Origin of the sequence: Streptococcus sp. 449_SSPC (genome assembly GCF_001073005.1) — a bacterium.
In the GTDB taxonomy this organism is placed as follows: domain Bacteria; phylum Bacillota; class Bacilli; order Lactobacillales; family Streptococcaceae; genus Streptococcus; species Streptococcus salivarius_F.
The window spans coordinates 149,545-168,281 of the sequence record NZ_JVGR01000029.1 but is presented as its reverse complement, the minus strand read 5'-3'; the positions used below and the strand labels follow the sequence as shown (position 1 = coordinate 168,281).

Sequence of the window (18,737 nt, the reverse complement as noted above, 5' to 3'; positions counted from 1 at the left end):
GACCTATGCTTCTGGAAAATTAAAAAGAAAAAGCAGGACCAACCTGCTAACTCTTTAGTTTCTCTGTAAAATACGTTTAAAGACAGGATATAGGAGAGGAACTGCAATAATAGTCACTACTGATGTTCCAAAGGTTCCCCCTATTTTAGTAAGTGCCAATACCATGGCAGCATTTACTGGTAAACCCGCAACGACACTATTAATAATCGTATACTTAATAAAATTCAAAATAATTTTGGTTACTGCAGCTATAACTCCAATGATTATGATATTAGCCATTTTGTCATTTGATTTTAGTAGCTTTTCAAAAACAAGATAGAGCACCAGACAGACAATCAAGGATTCTAAAATAGTAATCCAGACCTCAGCAGCATAACCATTGAGAATATCAAACAGTCCTAACCCTACTGTTGCGACTAGCGCACCTTTTCTGGCACCGAAAATCAAAACAGCAATCACAACTAGGGCATTTCCCAAATGGACAAATTGAGGTCCAAAAGGAATACGAATAAACTGTACACTCACAATAATTAAAGCTGCATACAAACTTAAGATAACTAATTCACGTGTTTTATCACTTTTCATTTTTCTCCTCCAATAGGGCATTAAAACCACTAAATAATAAACCAATATGAGGCTCATAGCATAGGCCGTATTTTAAAGGACGACCATCGGACAGTGTTGATGAAAGAACTCTATCCATGACATCCAAGGCCAAATCACAAACCTTTAGTAAATCTAGGTTATAAAAGTAACCAGCTGATAAGATTGCCGTTAGTAAATCTCCACTACCATAAAAATGAGATTGATAACTTTTCCTCATAAGATAAGCCGTTTCATTAGTCTCTTTATCAAAATAAGCCAAACCCATTTTTTCTGTCTCAAAAGAGATACCTGTCACAATAACTTTCCGAGGGCCAAGCTTGGTCAAATCTCTCAAAAGCTTTTCAACAGTGACTTTATCATAGGAACCTGCTTCAAGATATGGAGTATCCGTCAACAAGGCAGCTTCTGTCAGATTGGGAATGATGACATCTGCTTGTTGACAGAAATCTTTCATGGCTTCTACATAGTTTCTATCAAAACCTTGATAGAGACGGCCATTGTCAGCCATAATAGGATCAACAAATAGAGGTATCTCTTTATCGCGAGCTAATTGACCTACAAGTTTTAGTTCTTCTTCTGACTTAAAATAACCACTCACAAGGCCATCTACTTTAAAATCCAAGTGCTCCCACTGCTTACAAAACCCTTTTAGGTCATCTGTAAGGTCCCGTACATAAATATTATTAAAGTCCCCTGTATGCGAAGATAAAAGAACCGTTGGCAAGGGAAGGACTTCAGTTTGACAGGCTGACATGATAGGGAGGCTACTAGTCAAAGCAACCTTACCTAGACCAACGAGGTCATTGGCAACAATTACTTTGGTCATCTATTTCCCTTCCCAAGTCTTTTTAAACTGTTTAACAAAGCTTGTGTGGAAATAAATGTAATAGGCCACTCCTAAACCAAGAATAGCAGCTACAAGGTCAAATGGAATCTTCATAATAGCATAAGCTGGCGTACCATAGATAAAGGCTCTTCCTAAGCCATAACCTACTAGATCAATAATAGCCCCAAGCAAGAGACCTAAAGATGCCCTAGATTTGCTCAATTCTCCTAAACGCCCTCCAACAATGAGTGCAATAGCAAGAACTTGAAGGCTGTGTGTTACTAGAGTTACCCACATAGGAAGAGGGTAAAAAAGAAAATCTCCAATAAAGGAACCTACTCCCGCAATAATAACTGCTTCTGTAGGTGGGAAAATTAAACCAACTAGGAAAATAACAATCCCGTTAAAATAGAAATGACCTCCTGGCACAGGAATAGATAAGAGACTCGAACTCAAAATAATGACAAGTGCCATGAAAAATGCAGAAATGGTTAAACGTTTTGCTGACATACCTAAAACTCCTTAGTCAATAAATATAGTATAAGTTTATGAAAATTCTGACGATTAAACAAGATAGTATTTTCATTACTGTATGGGTACAGATTTTGAGCAATAAAAAAACCACACGTTCGTGTGGTGATCAAACTTATTGAGCTTTTTTATCAAAATATTTGACAGGTGCCTTTTCAAGATTTTGTAGTGAAAGTTTGGCTGTCGCGTTTGCCTCAGTACCGTAATCAGAGAAATCAATGTTAAGATCATGATCAAAATCCGCAACGGCATAGTCAACAACGATTTCTTTAACTTCCTTAGGAGCAATCTTGGTCTTATTTGCAATCTTATCTCGATCATCATCTTTAGAAAAGACCAATGTAGCAACCTTCAATTCTTCCTTCTCTTGTTTCACATCAAGGACCACCTTCATCAAAAGAGTGTAGGCATTCATAGTTTCTTTACTTGAGTTGCTAAGTTTATAGTGAACGCGTACAGCTTTTTGACCTTCCGGTGATTCGATTTTAGTTGCAGAAAGAACTTGTACACTAGCATCTTGTCCTGTAAATAGCATTTTGTTTTTATCGTAGGTCCAAGTAGGCTCTTTCTCTGGTGTGCAAGCTGACAAACCGATAATGGTTAAGCATGCAAGAGCCAGAAGTCCTAAGATTTTCTTAAAAGTCATTCTTACAATCTCCTTAAACTTGTTTGGGATGGAAATTTAGTATTTCCTAATAACCTTTTTATTATGTCAAAATCTAATAATCTTGTCAAATGTCTCCAGACATCTTGCTCTCAGAGGACAAGTAGGGTACAATAAGGAAAAATCTGTAAGGGGTCAGTTATGAGTATTTATCAAGATATTGTCGAGACCATCATCAAAGATATCCAAAATGGGACTTTGAAAAAAGGGAGTAAGCTCCCCTCTATTCGTCAACTAAGCCAGACTTATGCCTGTAGTAAGGACACAGCCCAAAGAGCACTCTTGGAACTAAAGTATCAAAACTATATTTACGCCGTACCCAAAAGTGGCTATTACGTCCTCGAAGGTCGCAATGAAGTCGATAATAAGGTTCTTCTTAACCTTAACGACTACAATCAATTGGCCTACGAGGATTTTAAGCTGTGTTTAGATGAAAGTTTGGCGGGTCATCAAGACTATCTCTTCAACTATTATCATGAACAAGCCGGACTCAAAGATTTGCTTGAATCCTTAAAGAGTCGATTAATAGCTGACGATATTTATGTCAATTCGGATCAGATTGTCATAACCTCAGGAAGTCAACAGGCCCTCTACATCCTTTCACAGATGGATTTTGGTAATGGGGGCTACAAAATTCTCTTAGAACAACCTACCTATCATCGCATGAACCAGCTCGTCAACCGTCAGAATCTAGCTTACGAGACGATTAACCGTGGTTTTGATGGTTTAGATTTTGACCGCTTGGAAGAGTACTTTACATCTGGACAGATTAAGTTCTTCTATACCATCAGTCGTTACTCCAACCCTCTTGGATTAAGCTATTCTGCCAGTGAAAAAGAAAAGCTAGCCCAACTTGCCAATCAGTACAATGTTTATATCGTCGAGGATGACTATATGGGAGACTTTAGCGATAGTAAAAATCTCCCGATTCACTACTATGACACCCAAAATCAGACCATCTACATCAAATCCTTTTCCATGGCTCTTTTTCCAGGTTTACGTCTAGGTAGCCTTGTCTTACCTCCTAATCTTAAGCCTACCTTTTTGAGCCACAAGGGACTTATTGACTATGATACCAATCTCATCATGCAAAAAGCACTTTCCGTTTATCTCGAAAATGGCATGTTCCAAAAAAACATTAAGAAACTTGGTGACCTCTTTCAACAAAACATGGCTAAAAGTCAAGCAATCATTGACAAATCTAAGGTTAGCATTCCTTATCAGATTTCTCCTAGACATGTGACTTGGCAACTTCCTAAGGAGTTTTCACTCGAAAAATTCAAAGCCCACAAGCAGATTCGCTTTTTAGAATCCTCCTTTATTAGACCAACTTCTGAAACTTATCTGCAAGTAGGTCATGGACAGGAACTGGAATCCTTTATAAAACTTTTAAAAAAGACAAAGTGACAATTAGACACAAAAAAAGCCATCGCTTGATGGCTTTTCTTATTTAGTCTGCTCAAAGCGTAGGTGGACAATGACCTTGTCACCATAACCGTTACGCTCCAAATCTCGTTGCAAACGGTATGAAATATAATGCTCAGCAATATTAATAAAGCCTGCTTCCATGAGACGATTTTCAACCAATGACTGAATCATGTTAATGGTTGGGCGTTCCACCTGAGCATCTTGAAGATCAAGCACTACTTTTTTCGTAACTTGAGCAAGGTTTTGGCGCCAAGTATCATCAAGAACATACACAGTCTGTGCTGCTTTTAAGATGGCTTGGTAAATTTTATCAGGATCAAATTCAGCAACTTGACCATTACGTTTAATAATTTGCATGGCTACCCTCTTTTCATGGCTTTTTCTTTTATTATGCAGAGAATTTACATATTTGTCAAGTGCAAATCCCTGAAAGAGCTATCCAGACTGCTTATTCCCAGAATTTAGAAATGTAAACTGGTTTGCCATGTTTATCAAAGGATAGGGTTGCCGTGTAGGACTCTGACTTATGATGCCGCATATAATTAGCGATTCTCTTATCACCATTTATCAGGTGAATGTCATAAGTCTGCCCGTCAGAGCTTACAAAGTGAGCATTAATCCTAGCACTACTCGTTTTTGTCCCAACATGACTAATATCTATTTGTTCAACTTGACCATCAATGGTTTTAGCTATAGGGCCTCTATAGTCTTTGTAAATAGTGACGGTAGCCAAAACATCATCAACTAAAACATAGGTCATTCCGAAAACGAACAAATAAACTATTGGAATGACAATGAAAGATAATTTAGTTTTGCGGAACGTTTCTTTATGCCAAGCCCAAATATCCCGAGGTGACATGGTTAAAAATTTTTTAAAATATTGATGAACGAATAACCTGTAGACTAATAATACAAATATTACTTGCCCCAAGGGATAAGCAAAACTGGGTAAACCATCAATCAGAACATTGACTTTATCAGATTCAAAAGTGTAATGTCCCCATACCCCGTCAAAGAACTCTAAAAACAAATTATCTCCTTTATGTAATATCGTCTAATCACTTAAAAATCCATCTTCTCAGATGGATTTTCTAATGATTAACGTACTTCTGCTTCGACCTTTTCAGTGAGAGCTTTAGTAATTTTTTCCATGTATTTGGCAACTTCTTCGTCTGTAAGGTTGTCATTTGGATTTTGGAAGGTAAGGCTATAAGCCATTGATTTCATTCCCGAACCAAGTTTTTCACCTGCATAAACGTCAAAGAGTTTAACGGCAACCAAGCGTTTCACTCCAGCAGAGTTAATAGCATCCAGAACTTCTTGATGGGTGATGTCAGCCTTAAGAAGAAGGGCGATATCACGTGATACTGCAGGGAATTTTGTGATTTCAACAAATGGTTGATCTGGTTGCAAGGCAGCTTCTACAGCACTAAGGTTAATTTCAGCCACATAAGTCTCAGGAATGCCATAGTTTTTGGCAGTTTGTGGGTGAACTTGACCAAGGAATCCAATAGTTTGACCATTAAGTACAATAGCAGCTGTACGACCTGGGTGCATACTTGCTAGGTCTTTTGTTGGTACATAGTCAACTGAAACTTCAAGTTTATCAAAGAGTGCTTCAACAATACCTTTGGCATAGAAGAAATCAACTGGCGTTGCTTTGGTTTGGAAATCTTTTTCAGCTACAAGACCAGAAATAGCGAAGGCAAAGGTATTGATTTCATTTGGCAATTCCTCTTTTGGATTACCCTTTTGTTCAAAGACCTTACCGATTTCGTAAATAGCAACGTTACTATTCTTACGGTTAACATTGTAAGCAACCGTATCAAGCATGCCAGAAACCATATTCTGACGGAGAGCTGAACGGTCAACAGTCATTGGCCACATCAACTCAGTCAAATTACTTGGTGTCGCAGCAAATTCAACGGCTTTTTCAGGTGTTGTCAAAGCATATGAGATGATTTCAGTCAATCCAGCACCTTCAGCAATGCTACGAACCTTACGGCGAAGTGCTTGTGTTTCAGTCAATTCACCGGCCGTTCCTGCTGCTTCTGGAAGTGTCGTAGGCAATTTTTCATAGCCGTAGATACGTGCAATTTCCTCAACCAGGTCTGCTTGGATACTGATATCCCAACGACGACGTGGTACAGATACTGTGAATTTATCGGCATCACCTGTCAATCCAAAACCAAGTTTCGCAAAGACATCTTCAATATCTGCAAAAGTCAATTCTGTACCAAGGCGAACATTCACATAGTCAAGACTTGTAGAAACTTGAACTGGCTCTGTGTCAACAGATCCCGCTTGAACACGGCCTGCAAGTACCGTTCCATTTGCCAATTCTTGCAACATTGCTGCAGCAAAATCAAGGGCTTCAAGGACAGTATCATTATTGATACCTTTTTCAAAACGTGATGATGATTCTGAACGAAGGTTGAGACGGCTACTTGTCTTACGAATTGATTTACCATCAAATACAGCAGCTTCGAGAACAACATTTTTAGAATTGTTGTCAATTTCAGTTGAAGCGCCACCCATAACACCTGCGAGAGCAACTGGTTTGTCAGCAACTGTAATAACAATATCTTCAGCAGTCAATTCACGGTCTTCACCATCGAGAGTCACCAATTTTTCACCCTCACGGGCATCACGGGCAACGATTCGTGAATCTTCAAATTTGTCCAAATCAAAGGCGTGCATTGGTTGTCCAAAGTAAAGAAGAACATAGTTTGTCACATCTACCACATTGTTGATTGGACGGATACCAGCATTCATAAGAAGATTTTGTAACCATTGTGGACTTGGTTGAACAGTAACATTCTCAACCACACGGCTAGCATAAGTAGCCACTTTATCACTTTCGATGGCTACTGAAATCTTATCAGAAGCTGGTTTGCTGTCTTCAGTAACCGTTTTTTCTGGGAAGTGAACAGATTTTCCATAGATTGCAGCAACTTCATGTGCCACACCACGCATAGAAAGAGCATCCGCACGGTTAGGTGTGATTGACAATTCGATGATTTCATCATCAAGGTCAAGATATGGGAAAATGCTATCGCCAGGAACGGCATCTTCTGGCAAAATTTGGATACCATCCGCAAATTCCTTAGGAATAATGCTATCTGGAAGTCCAAGCTCTGCCAAAGAACAGATCATCCCGAGAGATTCCATGCCGCGAATCTTACCTTTTTTGATTTTGTAATTGTCTGCAATACGGGCACCAGGAATGGCAACAATTACCTTGATGCCAGCAGTGACATTTGGAGCACCACAAACAATTTGACGTGGACCTTCAGCATCTCCTGTATCTACTTGACACAAGTGCAAATGTGTTTCAGGCACATCTTCACATGACAAGACATGACCAACAACCAATTTAGACAAGCCTTCAGCAGGTGTTTCAACACCTTCCACTTCAATACCTGTCGTCGACATTTTTTCAGCGAGTTCAGCAGTGGTAACATCCACATCAACCAACTCTTTTAACCATTTATAACTAACTAGCATAATAATGATATTAAGACCGTGTCCTTGCACAGCAAGGACCAAAGTGACAAGATTTTAGGAAGTCGCCTGAAATCCTAATTTCAGTAGCGACTTATCTAAATCTCGAACTTTGAGGTCGTATTCAAATCCTTTCTGTAAAATTATCAGTTCAACTGATAAATGAGAGAAGAATTTAAACCTCTACTTAGGGCGGGTTCAAATCCTTTCTGTAATTTAGGAATATGTATAGCTGATATAAGAGGAAGACGAACTGATACGTTTAATCGCCTTATAAAATCCTCTCTATCAACTGAATAATCGGTTTATAGTTTTAATTTAAGCAACCAGTCACGGTCTACTTTACCGTCACCAACTGGAAAATCGTGTTCTGCAAATTTTTCAAAGCCATATTTATCGTAAAATATCTGTGCTTTAAAATTCCTTTCCCAAACATCCAACCAGGCCCAATCACAAGCAAGTTCACGAGCTTCTTGTAAAGCAAACTCAAATAATTGCTTACCCAAGCCCATGCCTTGGAAGGCCTGACTGATATAAATACGCTGAATTTGAAAGGCATTGTCCAGGTGCTGCTCTGTTTGGGCAGAACCAACATTGGTCTTTAGAAAACCTGCCTTTTCACCATCAACGAGAATGAAAAAGTATCGCGATTCTTCATGAGTGATTTCATCTAAGAGAACTTCTTCAGAAAGTGCGGTGTCGAAGTAACCTTGCAACTGGGCCTCGGTATTATCATGAGCAAAAGTTTCTCTAAAGGTATCTTCGGAGATAACTTTTAATTCTGCTACTTCTTCCGGAAGAACCTTACGAATAACTACTGACATGATAACCTCCTAAACCTTATTTAAACTGTTCTGAGAAACGAACATCTCCTTGATAGAAACCACGGATGTCGTTGATACCATAACGAAGCATGGCAATACGTTCTTGACCAAGACCAAAGGCGAAACCTGAATATTCTTCAGAATCAACACCTGACATCTCAAGCACTTGTGGGTGAACCATACCAGCACCAAGGATCTCAATCCAACCTGTCTTTTTACATACGTTACATCCTTTACCTCCACACTTGAAGCATGACACGTCAACCTCAACTGAAGGTTCAGTGAATGGGAAGTAAGAAGGACGCAAACGGATTTGACGTTCTGCACCAAACATTTTTTGAATAATCATCTCAAGCGTTCCCTTAAGATCACCCATTGAAATGTTCTTACCAACAACCAAACCTTCGATTTGGTGGAACTGGTGGCTGTGAGTCGCATCATCGGTATCACGACGGAAAACACGTCCTGGTGAGATCATCTTAAGAGGACCTTTAGAAAAATCGTGTTTATCAAGTGTACGAGCTTGAACAGGACTTGTGTGAGTACGAAGCAAAATTTCTTCCGTAATATAGAAAGTATCTTGCATGTCGCGCGCTGGATGGTCCTTAGGCAAGTTCATACGTTCAAAGTTATAGTAATCTGTTTCAACTTCAAAACCATCAACGATTTGGAAGCCCATCCCCAAGAAAATGTCTTCGATTTCCTCAGCTGTTTGGCTAAGAATATGACGGTTACCAAGTTTGACTTGGCGTCCTGGAAGAGTTACGTCAAGACTTTCAGAGTCAAGTTGTGCTTGAATTTTAGCGGCTTCGACAATTTTAGCGGCTTCATCTAAAGCTTCAGTCAAAACGTCACGAACTTCGTTGACCATTTTACCAACTTTAGGGCGTTCTTCATTAGGAAGGTCCTTAAGTCCCTTCAAAAGGTCCGTTAAAGAGCCCTTTTTACCCAAAACTGCAACACGCAATTCTTGTAATTCTTTAGAGTGCTCACCACGCATTTCAGCCAATTTAGCCTGCGTTGATGTTTTCAACTCTTGCAATTGTGTTTGTAAATCCATGAGATTCCTTTCTGATGTAACAATTTCGAATCGCAAACAAAAAACCACATGCCAAAACTCCAACCCGGAGCGTTGACACGCGGTACCATCCGTTTTTTATCTGGTTACCCAGACCTTGATTCGTCAGTCGTCTTCATGAGTGAATTCACCAAACTTCCCTTGAGGAGGCTTCCAGTCCATGGCCCCCAATCCCTGTCAATTTCCATAAGGTTACTAGTCTCTACGACTTCTATTCAATTACCATTTATTTTACCAAAAAAGCAAAAAGCTTTCAAGAGCTGACAAAGAAACCTTTAGTTAATACCAAATTAAAATTATGTCTAAGATAATTGACATATCCATAGGAACTTGCTACAATTATGTCAGATAAAGTTGACATAATTAATAAATTGCAACTTACAGCAACGCATTAACTTGTCTTTCAGAAGGAGGCCCATTATGAATCATGTCAGGGAATTTAGAAAAAATATGGGGCTTTCGCAACTAGAACTCGCAAAGTCTATTGGTGTTTCCCGACAGACCATTAACATGATCGAAAATAACAAATATAACCCAACACTGGAGCTCTGTCTAAATCTAGCTAAGGCACTAAACACAGATCTTAACAGTCTCTTTTGGGATGGAAATAAGGTATAAAGATAAAAGCTAGAAAGAGGTAAATCATGAACAAAGAAACTTTCACTGACAAACTAATTAAACGTTTTTATGGTATCACAGGTCCTTTAGATGAACAAAAGCGCCAACAGGTTGATCGAATGGGTAACATAGCTTTCGTAGTTCTTTTCTTTACCTTACTTTGTGGTAATTGTATTGCCTTTCTTATAGGCTTTAAGTACCCTGAACTTGTGGCCCGTATTTATCCTATCCTCCTCTTGATTATCATTCTGTTAGTTAGCAGCATCCTTACTTATAAGTTAAAGATAAGTGCTGTTAATGCTTTTGACGAGGAAGAACTGACTGAGAAAGAGAAAAAACAACTTAAGCACGTGGGGCTTAAGTCAGGTTTATACTTTGGGATTAGCATGTTCTTAGGCATGCCCCTAGTTCACTTCTTAGTTGACAATAAAGACTATTTGACAGAATTATTCTCAATCCATAATATGCTATCAGGCATTTTTGAAGCTATCCTTTTTGGGGCTATCATGCAGGGCTTGGTCAATGCTGGTATCAAACAAGCCAAATCTCAAGCTGAGAAAGGTGACCAATAAACTAAAAAGACAAAGAAAAATCCAGGTTTCCCAGCCTGGATTTTTCGCTCGAAAGAAGACTTCTTAGACTTGTTTACTCGAAGCCTAAAATGTGTCCAGAAAATCGTATCTTAACACATACACTATAACTAACTTCAAAAAACACCATATCCCCATATGACATTTCCTTAAATATTGTAACATGTCAGTGTGAAATGACAAGTCGTCCTCTTTCTCATAAACCCTAAAATCCTAATCATAGCCTTTGTTAAGCCATTTTACGCAATCGATTGCGTAATTTTGAAAGCGCAAACTTTATTTTTTTCTGAAAGTCTTTACAAATTTTTTGAGACTATGAAAAAAGATAGTGATAAAGCTATCAACTATCTTTCATGAAAATATAATCTATTTTTAGTCTAAATCAAGGTCTTTCAGTTTGACTGAAACGATTTTCGAGACACCTGATTCCTGCATGGTTACTCCATAAATAGAGTCTGCTGCAGACATAGTTCCCTTACGGTGGGTAACTACGATAAATTGACTTGACTTGTCAAAACGATTAAGGTAGTCACCGAAGCGTTTAACATTGGCTTCATCCAAAGCCGCTTCTACTTCGTCTAGGATAACAAATGGAATAGTCTTAACACGAATGATGGCAAAGAGAAGGGCCAGAGCTGACAAAGCCTTCTCACCACCAGACATAAGGTTAAGCGATTGAATTTTCTTACCTGGTGGCTGAACTGAAATTTCTACTCCAGCCTCTAGGAGATTGTCTGAGGTCAAAATCAAGTCAGCTGAACCTCCACCGAACATCTGCGTAAAGGTTTGTTTAAAGCTTTCTCGGATAGACTCAAAGGTTGCTTTAAAGCGTGATTTCACTTCATCATCCATGTCATTAATGGTATTCAGAAGGAGACTCTTGGCTTCGAGCAAATCATCCTTTTGACCGTTCAAGAAATCTAGACGTTGCTTAACCTCTTCAAATTGGGCAATAGCATCCACATTGACTGGACCCAAAGCTTTAATCGAACGCTCAAGACCTTGCAAATTCTGGCGGGTTTGTTCGACATTGTCAAGAGAGCTAGCCTGACTTTTGGCAACTTCAAGTGTCATCTGGTAATCTTCAGCCAACTGAGTAGCAAACTTACGAAGTGATTGACTAATCTGACTTTCACGCTCTTCCAGACGAGTCTGTTGACGAATTAAGTCCTCGTTACGATTACCAGCTTTAGCCAAACGCTCCTCCAAGTCATCCAACTGACCTTCGTAATCTTGCACCTGAATCTTGGCACGGACAAGGGCTTGTTCCAAATCCTCTTTACGTTGAACAGCCTCTTTATGCTGCGCTTGCAGATGGGGAAGACGGTCAGTTTGGTCTTCATCAACCTGGTTGTTAAGGAGTGCCTTAAGACTATCCGATTCTTGCATTAACTCAGATAAGTCGGCTTGAAGACGATTGCTCTCTGTCTTCGCAAAACGCAATTCTGCCTGCAAGTCACGTTCCTTCAACTGAAGTTCAGATTGCTTGTCTAGGAGCACCTGTTTTTGTTGACCAAGAGCATCTTTGTCTTCCTTAATGGCCTCAATACGGTCGTTAATGGCCTCACGCTTGGATGCAATTTGTGCTAACTCAGCTTTAAGTTGCTCAGCCTTATCTTGCAGATTTGCACCTTCAGATCCCTGAGAATCCTGTTTGAAACTATCTACTAAGACTTGATTTTTCTCTACATCTGACAAGGCTTGTTGATGTTCTAAGCCTAGTTTTTGCTCTTGCAGACGAGCATTCTCACCATCTACCTTAAGATTTTCTAGCTCTTTCTGTAGAGTCTTACGTTTAACCTTAAGGGCTTCAACTTTGGCTTCACTATCACTTAATTGAGCCTTAATCTGGTTAATTTCAGCAGTCAATGCATCTAGTTCAGGCTTGATAAAGAGACTATTATTTTGTTTGTTGGTACCACCAGCAAAGGCACCACCTGGACGAATCTCAGAGCCATCAAGAGTAACCATACGCACTTGGAAACGAACCGCTCGAGCCGCCTTATTGGCATTGTCAATGGTATCAAAGATTGCCGTAACCCCAAGGAGGTTTTGGAAAATATTAGATAAGCGGTCCTCATAGGTAACCAAATCGGAAGCCATACCTATAAAACCTGGTGCATTGGCAAGACTTTGAGCAAATTGTCCATTAAGTTGACGTGGCTTAATAGTGGTCAAAGGCAAGAAGGTCGCACGTCCCTGACGATTTCGTTTCAAGTAGTCAATCGAACGCTTAGCAGCCGCTTCGTCCTCAACAATAATGTTTTGCCCGCTAGCTCCCATAGCAATCTCAAGAGCCGTCTGATAACGCGTGTCAAAGGTTAAGTGTTCACTGACTGCGCCAATAATTCCCTGAATGGATTGGGCATTTTGAAGGACAGCCTTCACCCCTGCATAGAAATTAGAATGATTTTTCTGGATAGATTCTAGACTTTGACGACGGGCATCTTTACTTTTAAGATAATCCATGAGGTCAAACATCTGCTTTTGAGCCTCTTGGTAGTCCTTATCAAGAGCTTGATAAGCCTGAGCCTTTTCTTTGTAACTAGCTAAGAGGCTTTGAAGACTCGCTTGGGCTGCTTGATAAGCTTTTTGGGCTTCGCTAGCCACTTCCTGAGCGGAAAGTAAATCCGCTTGAGCTTGTTTATATTCTTCAGCTTGTGCCTCAAGAGCTTGTGTCTGACTGTCCATGTCGTGAGTGACCTGAGTCAAACTGTTGGAAACTTTGGCTTCCTCCTGCATCAGACCAACATAGTCCTCACGTAAACGTTCAATAAGTGTATCTGGATCATCAGAAAATTGCTCTAGTTCTTTTTGAATAGCAATCAGCTCTTGAGCAAGGCTATCCAACTCAGCATTCAATTCAACTTGGCCTTGATTAACCTTATCAAGGGATGCTCTTGCCTCTGCTTTCAAATGCTCTAGCTCACTGAGACGAGCTTCATTTTCTTCTTTTTTCTCTGAACGCTGCTGACTCTCCATGGTATAAAGATCAATTTGACGCTCAAAGTCACTAATAAGTCGTGTGACATCCACTAAGGTTTGTTGGTCAGAAGAAATTTGTTCTGAAATTTGGTGACGTTTTTGCTTGAGTTCTTGGTTCTCCGTCTCTAAACGATGACGTTCTTCATAGTAGCTGGTTAATTTGTCCTTGACCTCTGCCAAATCTTCTTGCGTTTGGGTCAAGTCAGATTTGCCAACTTCAATATCATGGACCAAAAGATTAAGCTGTGTCTGTCTACGCTCTTCATCTAATTCCAAGTAACGTTTGGCTGTGGCTGCTTGTTTTTCAAGGGGTTTAACCTGACCATCTAGCTCATAGATGATATCTTCCAAACGATCAAGATTATCCTGAGTTTGATTAAGCTTGCTTTCCGTTTCTTTCTTACGTGTTTTATATTTGAGAACACCTGCGGCTTCTTCGAAAATAGCACGGCGCTCTTCAGGCTTGGCATTAAAAATAGCCTCAACACGACCTTGAGAAATAATGGAAAAAGAATCACGGCCGAGACCTGTATCCATGAAGAGGTCATGAATATCACGTAGACGAACCTTACGACCATCAATCAAGTAATCATTGTCACCGTTTCGATAAATATGTCGCTCCACACGAATGGTTTCACCAGCACCCGCGATAAAACCATCACTGTTATCAAGTGTGACCGCTACTTCCGCATAGTTGAGAGCCTTACGAACCTCTGTTCCTGCAAAAATAACGTCAGGCATCTTGCCCCCACGCAAGCTCTTGGCAGATGATTCACCCAGTGCCCAGCGCAGACTCTCTGTAATATTTGATTTTCCCGATCCATTTGGACCTACAACGGCTGTTACTCCCTTGTCAAAGATGACTTGCGTCTTATCCGCAAAGGATTTAAAGCCCTGCATTTCAATTGATTTCAAATACATGCTTAATTTCCTAGTTGTTCAAGGGCAGCCTTTGCCGCTGCCTGTTCAGCTAATTTCTTAGATTTTCCAAGACCTGTGCTGAGTTCCTTACCATCAACAGCTACCTGCATAGTAAATTCTTTGGCATGAGCTGGTCCAGACTCGTCGATAACAGTATAAGTAATATCAACCGTACCATTGACCTGAAGACGCTCTTGCAAGGCTGTCTTATAGTCCGTGACGCGGTCAAAATTTCCCTTTTCAACCTGAGGAATCATGACCTGATTTAAGAATTTCTCAACAGCAGGCAAGCCTTGATCCAGATAAAGGGCACCGAGGAAGGCCTCCCAGAGGTCACCTAGGATAGTGGCACGTTCACGCCCACCGGATTTTTCTTCCCCTTTACCAAGACGAATATACTGCTCGAATCCGCAAGCCTTTGTAAAACCTGCCAAACTTTCTTCACGAACGATAGTACTACGCATCTTAGACATTTCCCCCTCTGGCTTGTTAGGGTAGCGATTGTAAAGATAAACAGAAATGACTAATTGCAGAGCCGCGTCTCCTAAAAATTCCAAACGTTCATTATGTGAAATGTTTAGGAGGCGGTGCTCATTGGCATATGAGGTATGGGTAAATGCTGTTTCTAAGAGCTCTTTTTGGCTAAAAACAATACCAAAATCCTGCTCAAGTTTTTGTTCAAGTTGATTCATAAAACTTCCTTTCTTTTTAAGCACACTAACTCTAATTATATCAAAAAAAGCAAATTTTCATGATAGAAAACTGCTTTTAGAGCCTATATCCCTGATTTTTGTGAGATTTAACCTATTCGACTAAAAAAAGCTGAGCAAGCTGCTCAACTTCATTTTCTTAATAATCTGGACGAACAACACCTGTAACTGTCTCACGTGTTGCTTCGACATCTTCTTCAAGGACAACCTTGATGATACGCTTGGCTTCTTCTGAAGTACATGCAACCAATGGCAAACGAAGTGGTCCAACTTCGAAACCAAGATGGTTAAGAACAGCCTTAACAGGTGCAGGGCTTGGTACTGAGAAGAGAGCGTTAACTTTAGGAATGAATTTACGTTGGATAGCTGCTGCTGTCTTGAGGTCACTATTTTCAATAGCTTCAAGCATGGCATGCATCTCATCACCGTTTGTATGAGAGGCTACTGAGATGACACCGTTAGCACCAAGGTTCATAGCGTGGAAGGCATCCCCATCTTCACCGGTATAAACCAAGAAATCTTCAGGTTTGTGCTCGATAAGGTAGGCCATATTAGCAAGGCTGGTACATTCTTTAACACCAATGATATTTGGATGTTCAGCCAAACGAAGCATGGTATCAGGAGCCATTTCAACAACCACACGACCAGGGATGTTGTAGATGATAATTGGCAAATCAGAAGCATCCGCAATGGCTTTGAAATGTTGGTACATACCCTCTTGTGATGGCTTGTTGTAGTATGGCACGATAGCAAGACCTGCTGCGAAACCACCAAATTTAGCAACTTCTTTGGCAAACTCGATAGAGTCACGCGTATCGTTGGTACCGACACCAGCAATCAGTGGCACACGACCATTGACAATATTTTGAACAGCTGCAAAAAGTTCCAACTCCTCATCGTGAGTAAGCGTTGGACTTTCAGCCGTTGTTCCTGCCAAAAGAAGAGCTTCTGTATGGTGAGCCAATAGATGCTCAATCAATTCTGGAAGAACATCATAGTTAATAGATCCATCCTCATGGAAAGGTGTAATTAGGGCTGTGATCAGTTTGACATCTCTTAATTGATCAATTGACATAGTATTCTCCTTCAACCGTTTTCTAATCCTTACCATTTTACCATAATTTTGACCAGACAGACAGATAAGTTGACAATTTTCTGAAAACGTGATGTCACATTGTTTCCAATTTTTGGTGATTCACATAAAAAACAGAGAGACATATCTCCCTGTTTAATTGAAATAAGCTATACGTTAGTATTAAAATACAATACTAAAACCTTGCTATTTCCTAAGCCATGACGCAGTGGTTGATTGGAACTACTCATGTTTTCAACATTCGTACTTCCTAATCAACTGTGCGGGGGGAGTATAAAAGCGAAGGAGAAATCAAACTCTTCGAGTTACTGATTTCTGTTTTGCTCCCTATTTCAATTCAAATTTCAATTCTGATGTTGGGCGTACAAGTCCACGTTCGTGAAGTGTTTCTGCGATTTGTACTGAGTTCCAAGCGGCACCTTTAAGGAGGTTATCTGAAACAACCCACATGTGGATACCTTTTTCAGCATCCAAGTCTTTACGGATACGTCCGACAAATGTATCACGTGAACCTACAGCATTAACGGCTTGTGGGTAGACTTGGTTAGCAACGTCGTCTTCAAGGACTGCACCTGGGAATTCTGCAATAGCAGCTTTCACTTCGTCAATTGGTGCCACTTCTTTTGTTTCAATGTAAACTGACTCTGAGTGAGCTGACAAGACTGGAATACGTACACATGTTGCTGATACGGCAATGCTATCGTCTTCCATGATTTTCTTAGTTTCGTTTGTCATCTTCATTTCTTCGTAAGTGTAGTCATTTTCAGTGAAGACGTCGATTTGAGCCAAAGCATTGAAGGCGATTGGGAAGTGTTTCTTATCGCCACCACATGGCAAGATTTCAGCTTTAACATCACGTGGGTTAACGCCGTCATTCAAAACTTCTTTCAACTCACGTTGTGTTTCAAGGATTGCTCCCATACCAGCACCTGATACGGCTTGGTAAGTTGACACGATGATACGGTCCAAGCCCCATTTTTGACGAACTGGCTCAAGGGCAACCATCATTTGAATCGTTGAACAGTTAGGGCAAGCGATAATACCGTTGTGAGCATCAAGCGCATGTGCATTGACCTCAGGTACAACCAATGGTACATCTGGGTTTTGACGGAAGTATGATGTATTATCAACGACTACTGCACCTGCTTTAACAGCGTATGGTGCATATTTAGCAGAGGTAGATCCACCAGCTGAGAAAAGTGCAATATCAACACCTTCAAAAGCGTCCTCTGTCGTTTCTTCGATGGTCACGTCTTGACCTTTAAATTGCAAGACTTTCCCTGCAGAACGTGCAGACGCAAGGTAGCGAATCTTATCAATTGGAAGTGTTGATTCTTCCAACATTTTGATCATTTGAGCACCGACGGCACCTGTAGCACCGACAACAGCAACTGTGTATCCCATAGTTAAACCTCTTTCGGAATTTTCTATCAATTTAGTTTAATGAGTCTATTATACTACGTTTAAGTCCAGTTGAAAAGGGTAAAAAAGCCAAGAATAAAGAAAAATCCCCTACCAAACGGCAAGGGATAAGAGGCATCTTTCGATGAGAGTAGCAGGTTCACACAACTACTCAAGGTCCGCTCCTGCGTTACAATTTAATGTAGACCTCCTCAGCGCAAAAGGCTCTAAAGAGCCAATCGACTCATCGCATGTTTCTATTCTAGCACAATGGGCGACAGAGTCAAGTGGTTGATTTCTACAAATACTTACTTGCTTCCCTAATGCTAAGAGGTGCCATTTGACTAGCATGTTGACCAATAAAGACACGAACCCAATCAGGATTTACCTTTGAGTAATTGCGCAAACTCCAACCAATAGCCTTGTTAATGAAAAACTCAGTCTGTCCAAAGTTATTACAAATAACCTCAGCTAAGAGGTCTGTATCTGTCCATTCTTTACGCATAAGCTGATGGTCAATGGCAATACGTCTCAACCAAAAATCCTCATCCAGACTCCATTGGCGCATGATATTCTTGGTTTCTGGATATTGAAAAGTAATCTCCCCGATAATAAGGTCTAATTGATCTATACTGTCCCACCATGATTTGGTTTGAGCCAATTCCTTTAGCTTTGGAAAATCTTCAGGCCTAAGCTCCTTCTTCTTTTTGTCCAGATAATCCATAGCAATATATTGAAACTCACGGTAGGGTTGCTGCCAACACTCTTCCACAAAAGTCCAATCAATTGGATCCTTTATGAAAGGCTTAAAATACTCTCTTTCAATTTTTTTGAGAATTGTTTTTTGAACGCCAAGAAAGCTGAATTTATTTTTCATATAGGCTTCCATGTGTGGTACCTTAGCTGGATCAGCTTGGTCTTCTAACAGTTTCAAAAGTATTTTTGCATCCATATGAGT

At 40.2% G+C, this 18,737-nt stretch carries 17 protein-coding genes; 3 read left to right on the top strand and 14 right to left on the bottom strand.

Annotated features, from left to right (window positions below; genetic code table 11):
* Positions 1–54: 54 nt before the first annotated feature.
* The 4 genes from ADH51_RS06880 to ADH51_RS06865 form a co-directional block, all read right to left on the bottom strand.
* Positions 55–585 (bottom strand): ECF transporter S component, encoded by a 531-nt coding sequence (locus tag ADH51_RS06880; RefSeq protein ID WP_048675482.1) that lies wholly within the window; start codon positions 583–585, stop codon positions 55–57.
* Positions 575–1,432 carry a pyridoxamine kinase gene (locus tag ADH51_RS06875; RefSeq protein WP_048675479.1) on the bottom strand — a complete coding sequence of 286 codons (858 nt, stop codon included), beginning with the start codon at positions 1,430–1,432 and terminating at the stop codon, positions 575–577. The genes ADH51_RS06880 and ADH51_RS06875 overlap by 11 nt, the downstream gene beginning before the upstream one ends.
* On the bottom strand, positions 1,433–1,942 hold the full coding sequence (locus tag ADH51_RS06870) for an ECF transporter S component (protein WP_048675476.1): 510 nt from the start codon (positions 1,940–1,942) through the stop codon (positions 1,433–1,435).
* 136 nt (positions 1,943–2,078) lie between these two features.
* Complete coding sequence (locus ADH51_RS06865; protein ID WP_048675473.1) at positions 2,079–2,609, bottom strand: DUF5067 domain-containing protein; 531 nt, start codon at positions 2,607–2,609, stop codon at positions 2,079–2,081.
* 159 nt (positions 2,610–2,768) lie between these two features.
* Here ADH51_RS06865 and ADH51_RS06860 point away from each other — a divergent pair, with 159 nt between their 5' ends.
* A complete protein-coding gene (locus ADH51_RS06860) occupies positions 2,769–4,034 on the top strand; it encodes a PLP-dependent aminotransferase family protein (RefSeq protein ID WP_048675471.1) in 1,266 nt (421 codons plus the stop codon).
* Positions 4,035–4,073: 39 nt separating this feature from the next.
* Here ADH51_RS06860 and ADH51_RS06855 read toward each other — a convergent pair whose 3' ends face one another.
* The 5 genes from ADH51_RS06855 to pheS all read right to left on the bottom strand — a co-directional run bounded on the left by ADH51_RS06855 (position 4,074) and on the right by pheS (position 9,443).
* Positions 4,074–4,412: an ATP cone domain-containing protein gene (locus ADH51_RS06855; protein WP_002891184.1), complete on the bottom strand. Its 339-nt coding sequence runs from the start codon at positions 4,410–4,412 to the stop codon at positions 4,074–4,076.
* A gap of 91 nt (positions 4,413–4,503) precedes the next feature.
* A complete protein-coding gene (locus ADH51_RS06850) occupies positions 4,504–5,085 on the bottom strand; it encodes a hypothetical protein (RefSeq protein WP_048675468.1) in 582 nt (193 codons plus the stop codon).
* 68 nt (positions 5,086–5,153) lie between these two features.
* On the bottom strand, positions 5,154–7,562 hold the full coding sequence (gene pheT / locus ADH51_RS06845) for a phenylalanine--tRNA ligase subunit beta (protein WP_048675967.1): 2,409 nt from the start codon (positions 7,560–7,562) through the stop codon (positions 5,154–5,156).
* A 302-nt stretch (positions 7,563–7,864) separates the two neighbouring features.
* Positions 7,865–8,383: a GNAT family N-acetyltransferase gene (locus tag ADH51_RS06840; RefSeq protein WP_048675465.1), complete on the bottom strand. Its 519-nt coding sequence runs from the start codon at positions 8,381–8,383 to the stop codon at positions 7,865–7,867.
* 16 nt (positions 8,384–8,399) lie between these two features.
* Entirely contained in the window at positions 8,400–9,443 is a 1,044-nt protein-coding gene (pheS, locus tag ADH51_RS06835) for a phenylalanine--tRNA ligase subunit alpha (protein ID WP_048675462.1), read from the bottom strand.
* Between the two features lie 438 nt (positions 9,444–9,881).
* Here pheS and ADH51_RS06830 point away from each other — a divergent pair, with 438 nt between their 5' ends.
* Together ADH51_RS06830 and ADH51_RS06825 are read left to right on the top strand one after the other, a co-directional pair.
* Positions 9,882–10,079: a helix-turn-helix transcriptional regulator gene (locus ADH51_RS06830; protein ID WP_048675459.1), complete on the top strand. Its 198-nt coding sequence runs from the start codon at positions 9,882–9,884 to the stop codon at positions 10,077–10,079.
* A gap of 26 nt (positions 10,080–10,105) precedes the next feature.
* Entirely contained in the window at positions 10,106–10,651 is a 546-nt protein-coding gene (locus ADH51_RS06825; RefSeq protein ID WP_048675456.1) for a DUF3278 domain-containing protein, read from the top strand.
* A 390-nt stretch (positions 10,652–11,041) separates the two neighbouring features.
* Here the strand turns inward: ADH51_RS06825 and smc are convergent, their stop codons facing one another.
* The 5 genes from smc to ADH51_RS06800 form a co-directional block, all read right to left on the bottom strand.
* Positions 11,042–14,575 carry a chromosome segregation protein SMC gene (smc, locus tag ADH51_RS06820; protein WP_048675453.1) on the bottom strand — a complete coding sequence of 1,178 codons (3,534 nt, stop codon included), beginning with the start codon at positions 14,573–14,575 and terminating at the stop codon, positions 11,042–11,044.
* A 2-nt stretch (positions 14,576–14,577) separates the two neighbouring features.
* Complete coding sequence (gene rnc, locus ADH51_RS06815) at positions 14,578–15,267, bottom strand: ribonuclease III (protein WP_048675450.1); 690 nt, start codon at positions 15,265–15,267, stop codon at positions 14,578–14,580.
* Between the two features lie 157 nt (positions 15,268–15,424).
* Positions 15,425–16,360, bottom strand: a complete 936-nt coding sequence (gene dapA / locus ADH51_RS06810; RefSeq protein ID WP_048675447.1) for a 4-hydroxy-tetrahydrodipicolinate synthase — start codon at positions 16,358–16,360, stop codon at positions 15,425–15,427.
* A gap of 345 nt (positions 16,361–16,705) precedes the next feature.
* Positions 16,706–17,782 (bottom strand): aspartate-semialdehyde dehydrogenase, encoded by a 1,077-nt coding sequence (locus ADH51_RS06805; protein ID WP_003096845.1) that lies wholly within the window; start codon positions 17,780–17,782, stop codon positions 16,706–16,708.
* A gap of 295 nt (positions 17,783–18,077) precedes the next feature.
* Complete coding sequence (locus ADH51_RS06800) at positions 18,078–18,731, bottom strand: DNA alkylation repair protein (RefSeq protein WP_048675445.1); 654 nt, start codon at positions 18,729–18,731, stop codon at positions 18,078–18,080.
* Positions 18,732–18,737 lie beyond the last annotated feature (6 nt).

Bases quoted from the DNA above. Each gene is read 5' to 3' on its own strand.
- ADH51_RS06805 (WP_003096845.1), bottom strand. From the start codon at position 17,782: ATGGGATACACAGTTGCTGTTGTCGGTGCTACAGGTGCCGTCGGTGCT.
- ADH51_RS06865 (WP_048675473.1), bottom strand. From the start codon at position 2,609: ATGACTTTTAAGAAAATCTTAGGACTTCTGGCTCTTGCATGCTTAACC.
- ADH51_RS06800 (WP_048675445.1), bottom strand. From the start codon at position 18,731: ATGGATGCAAAAATACTTTTGAAACTGTTAGAAGACCAAGCTGATCCA.
- ADH51_RS06855 (WP_002891184.1), bottom strand. From the start codon at position 4,412: ATGCAAATTATTAAACGTAATGGTCAAGTTGCTGAATTTGATCCTGAT.
- ADH51_RS06840 (WP_048675465.1), bottom strand. From the start codon at position 8,383: ATGTCAGTAGTTATTCGTAAGGTTCTTCCGGAAGAAGTAGCAGAATTA.
- ADH51_RS06880 (WP_048675482.1), bottom strand. From the start codon at position 585: ATGAAAAGTGATAAAACACGTGAATTAGTTATCTTAAGTTTGTATGCA.
- pheS (WP_048675462.1), bottom strand. From the start codon at position 9,443: ATGGATTTACAAACACAATTGCAAGAGTTGAAAACATCAACGCAGGCT.
- smc (WP_048675453.1), bottom strand. From the start codon at position 14,575: ATGTATTTGAAATCAATTGAAATGCAGGGCTTTAAATCCTTTGCGGAT.
- dapA (WP_048675447.1), bottom strand. From the start codon at position 16,360: ATGTCAATTGATCAATTAAGAGATGTCAAACTGATCACAGCCCTAATT.
- ADH51_RS06875 (WP_048675479.1), bottom strand. From the start codon at position 1,432: ATGACCAAAGTAATTGTTGCCAATGACCTCGTTGGTCTAGGTAAGGTT.
- rnc (WP_048675450.1), bottom strand. From the start codon at position 15,267: ATGAATCAACTTGAACAAAAACTTGAGCAGGATTTTGGTATTGTTTTT.
- ADH51_RS06830 (WP_048675459.1), top strand. From the start codon at position 9,882: ATGAATCATGTCAGGGAATTTAGAAAAAATATGGGGCTTTCGCAACTA.
- ADH51_RS06860 (WP_048675471.1), top strand. From the start codon at position 2,769: ATGAGTATTTATCAAGATATTGTCGAGACCATCATCAAAGATATCCAA.
- pheT (WP_048675967.1), bottom strand. From the start codon at position 7,562: ATGCTAGTTAGTTATAAATGGTTAAAAGAGTTGGTTGATGTGGATGTT.
- ADH51_RS06870 (WP_048675476.1), bottom strand. From the start codon at position 1,942: ATGTCAGCAAAACGTTTAACCATTTCTGCATTTTTCATGGCACTTGTC.
- ADH51_RS06825 (WP_048675456.1), top strand. From the start codon at position 10,106: ATGAACAAAGAAACTTTCACTGACAAACTAATTAAACGTTTTTATGGT.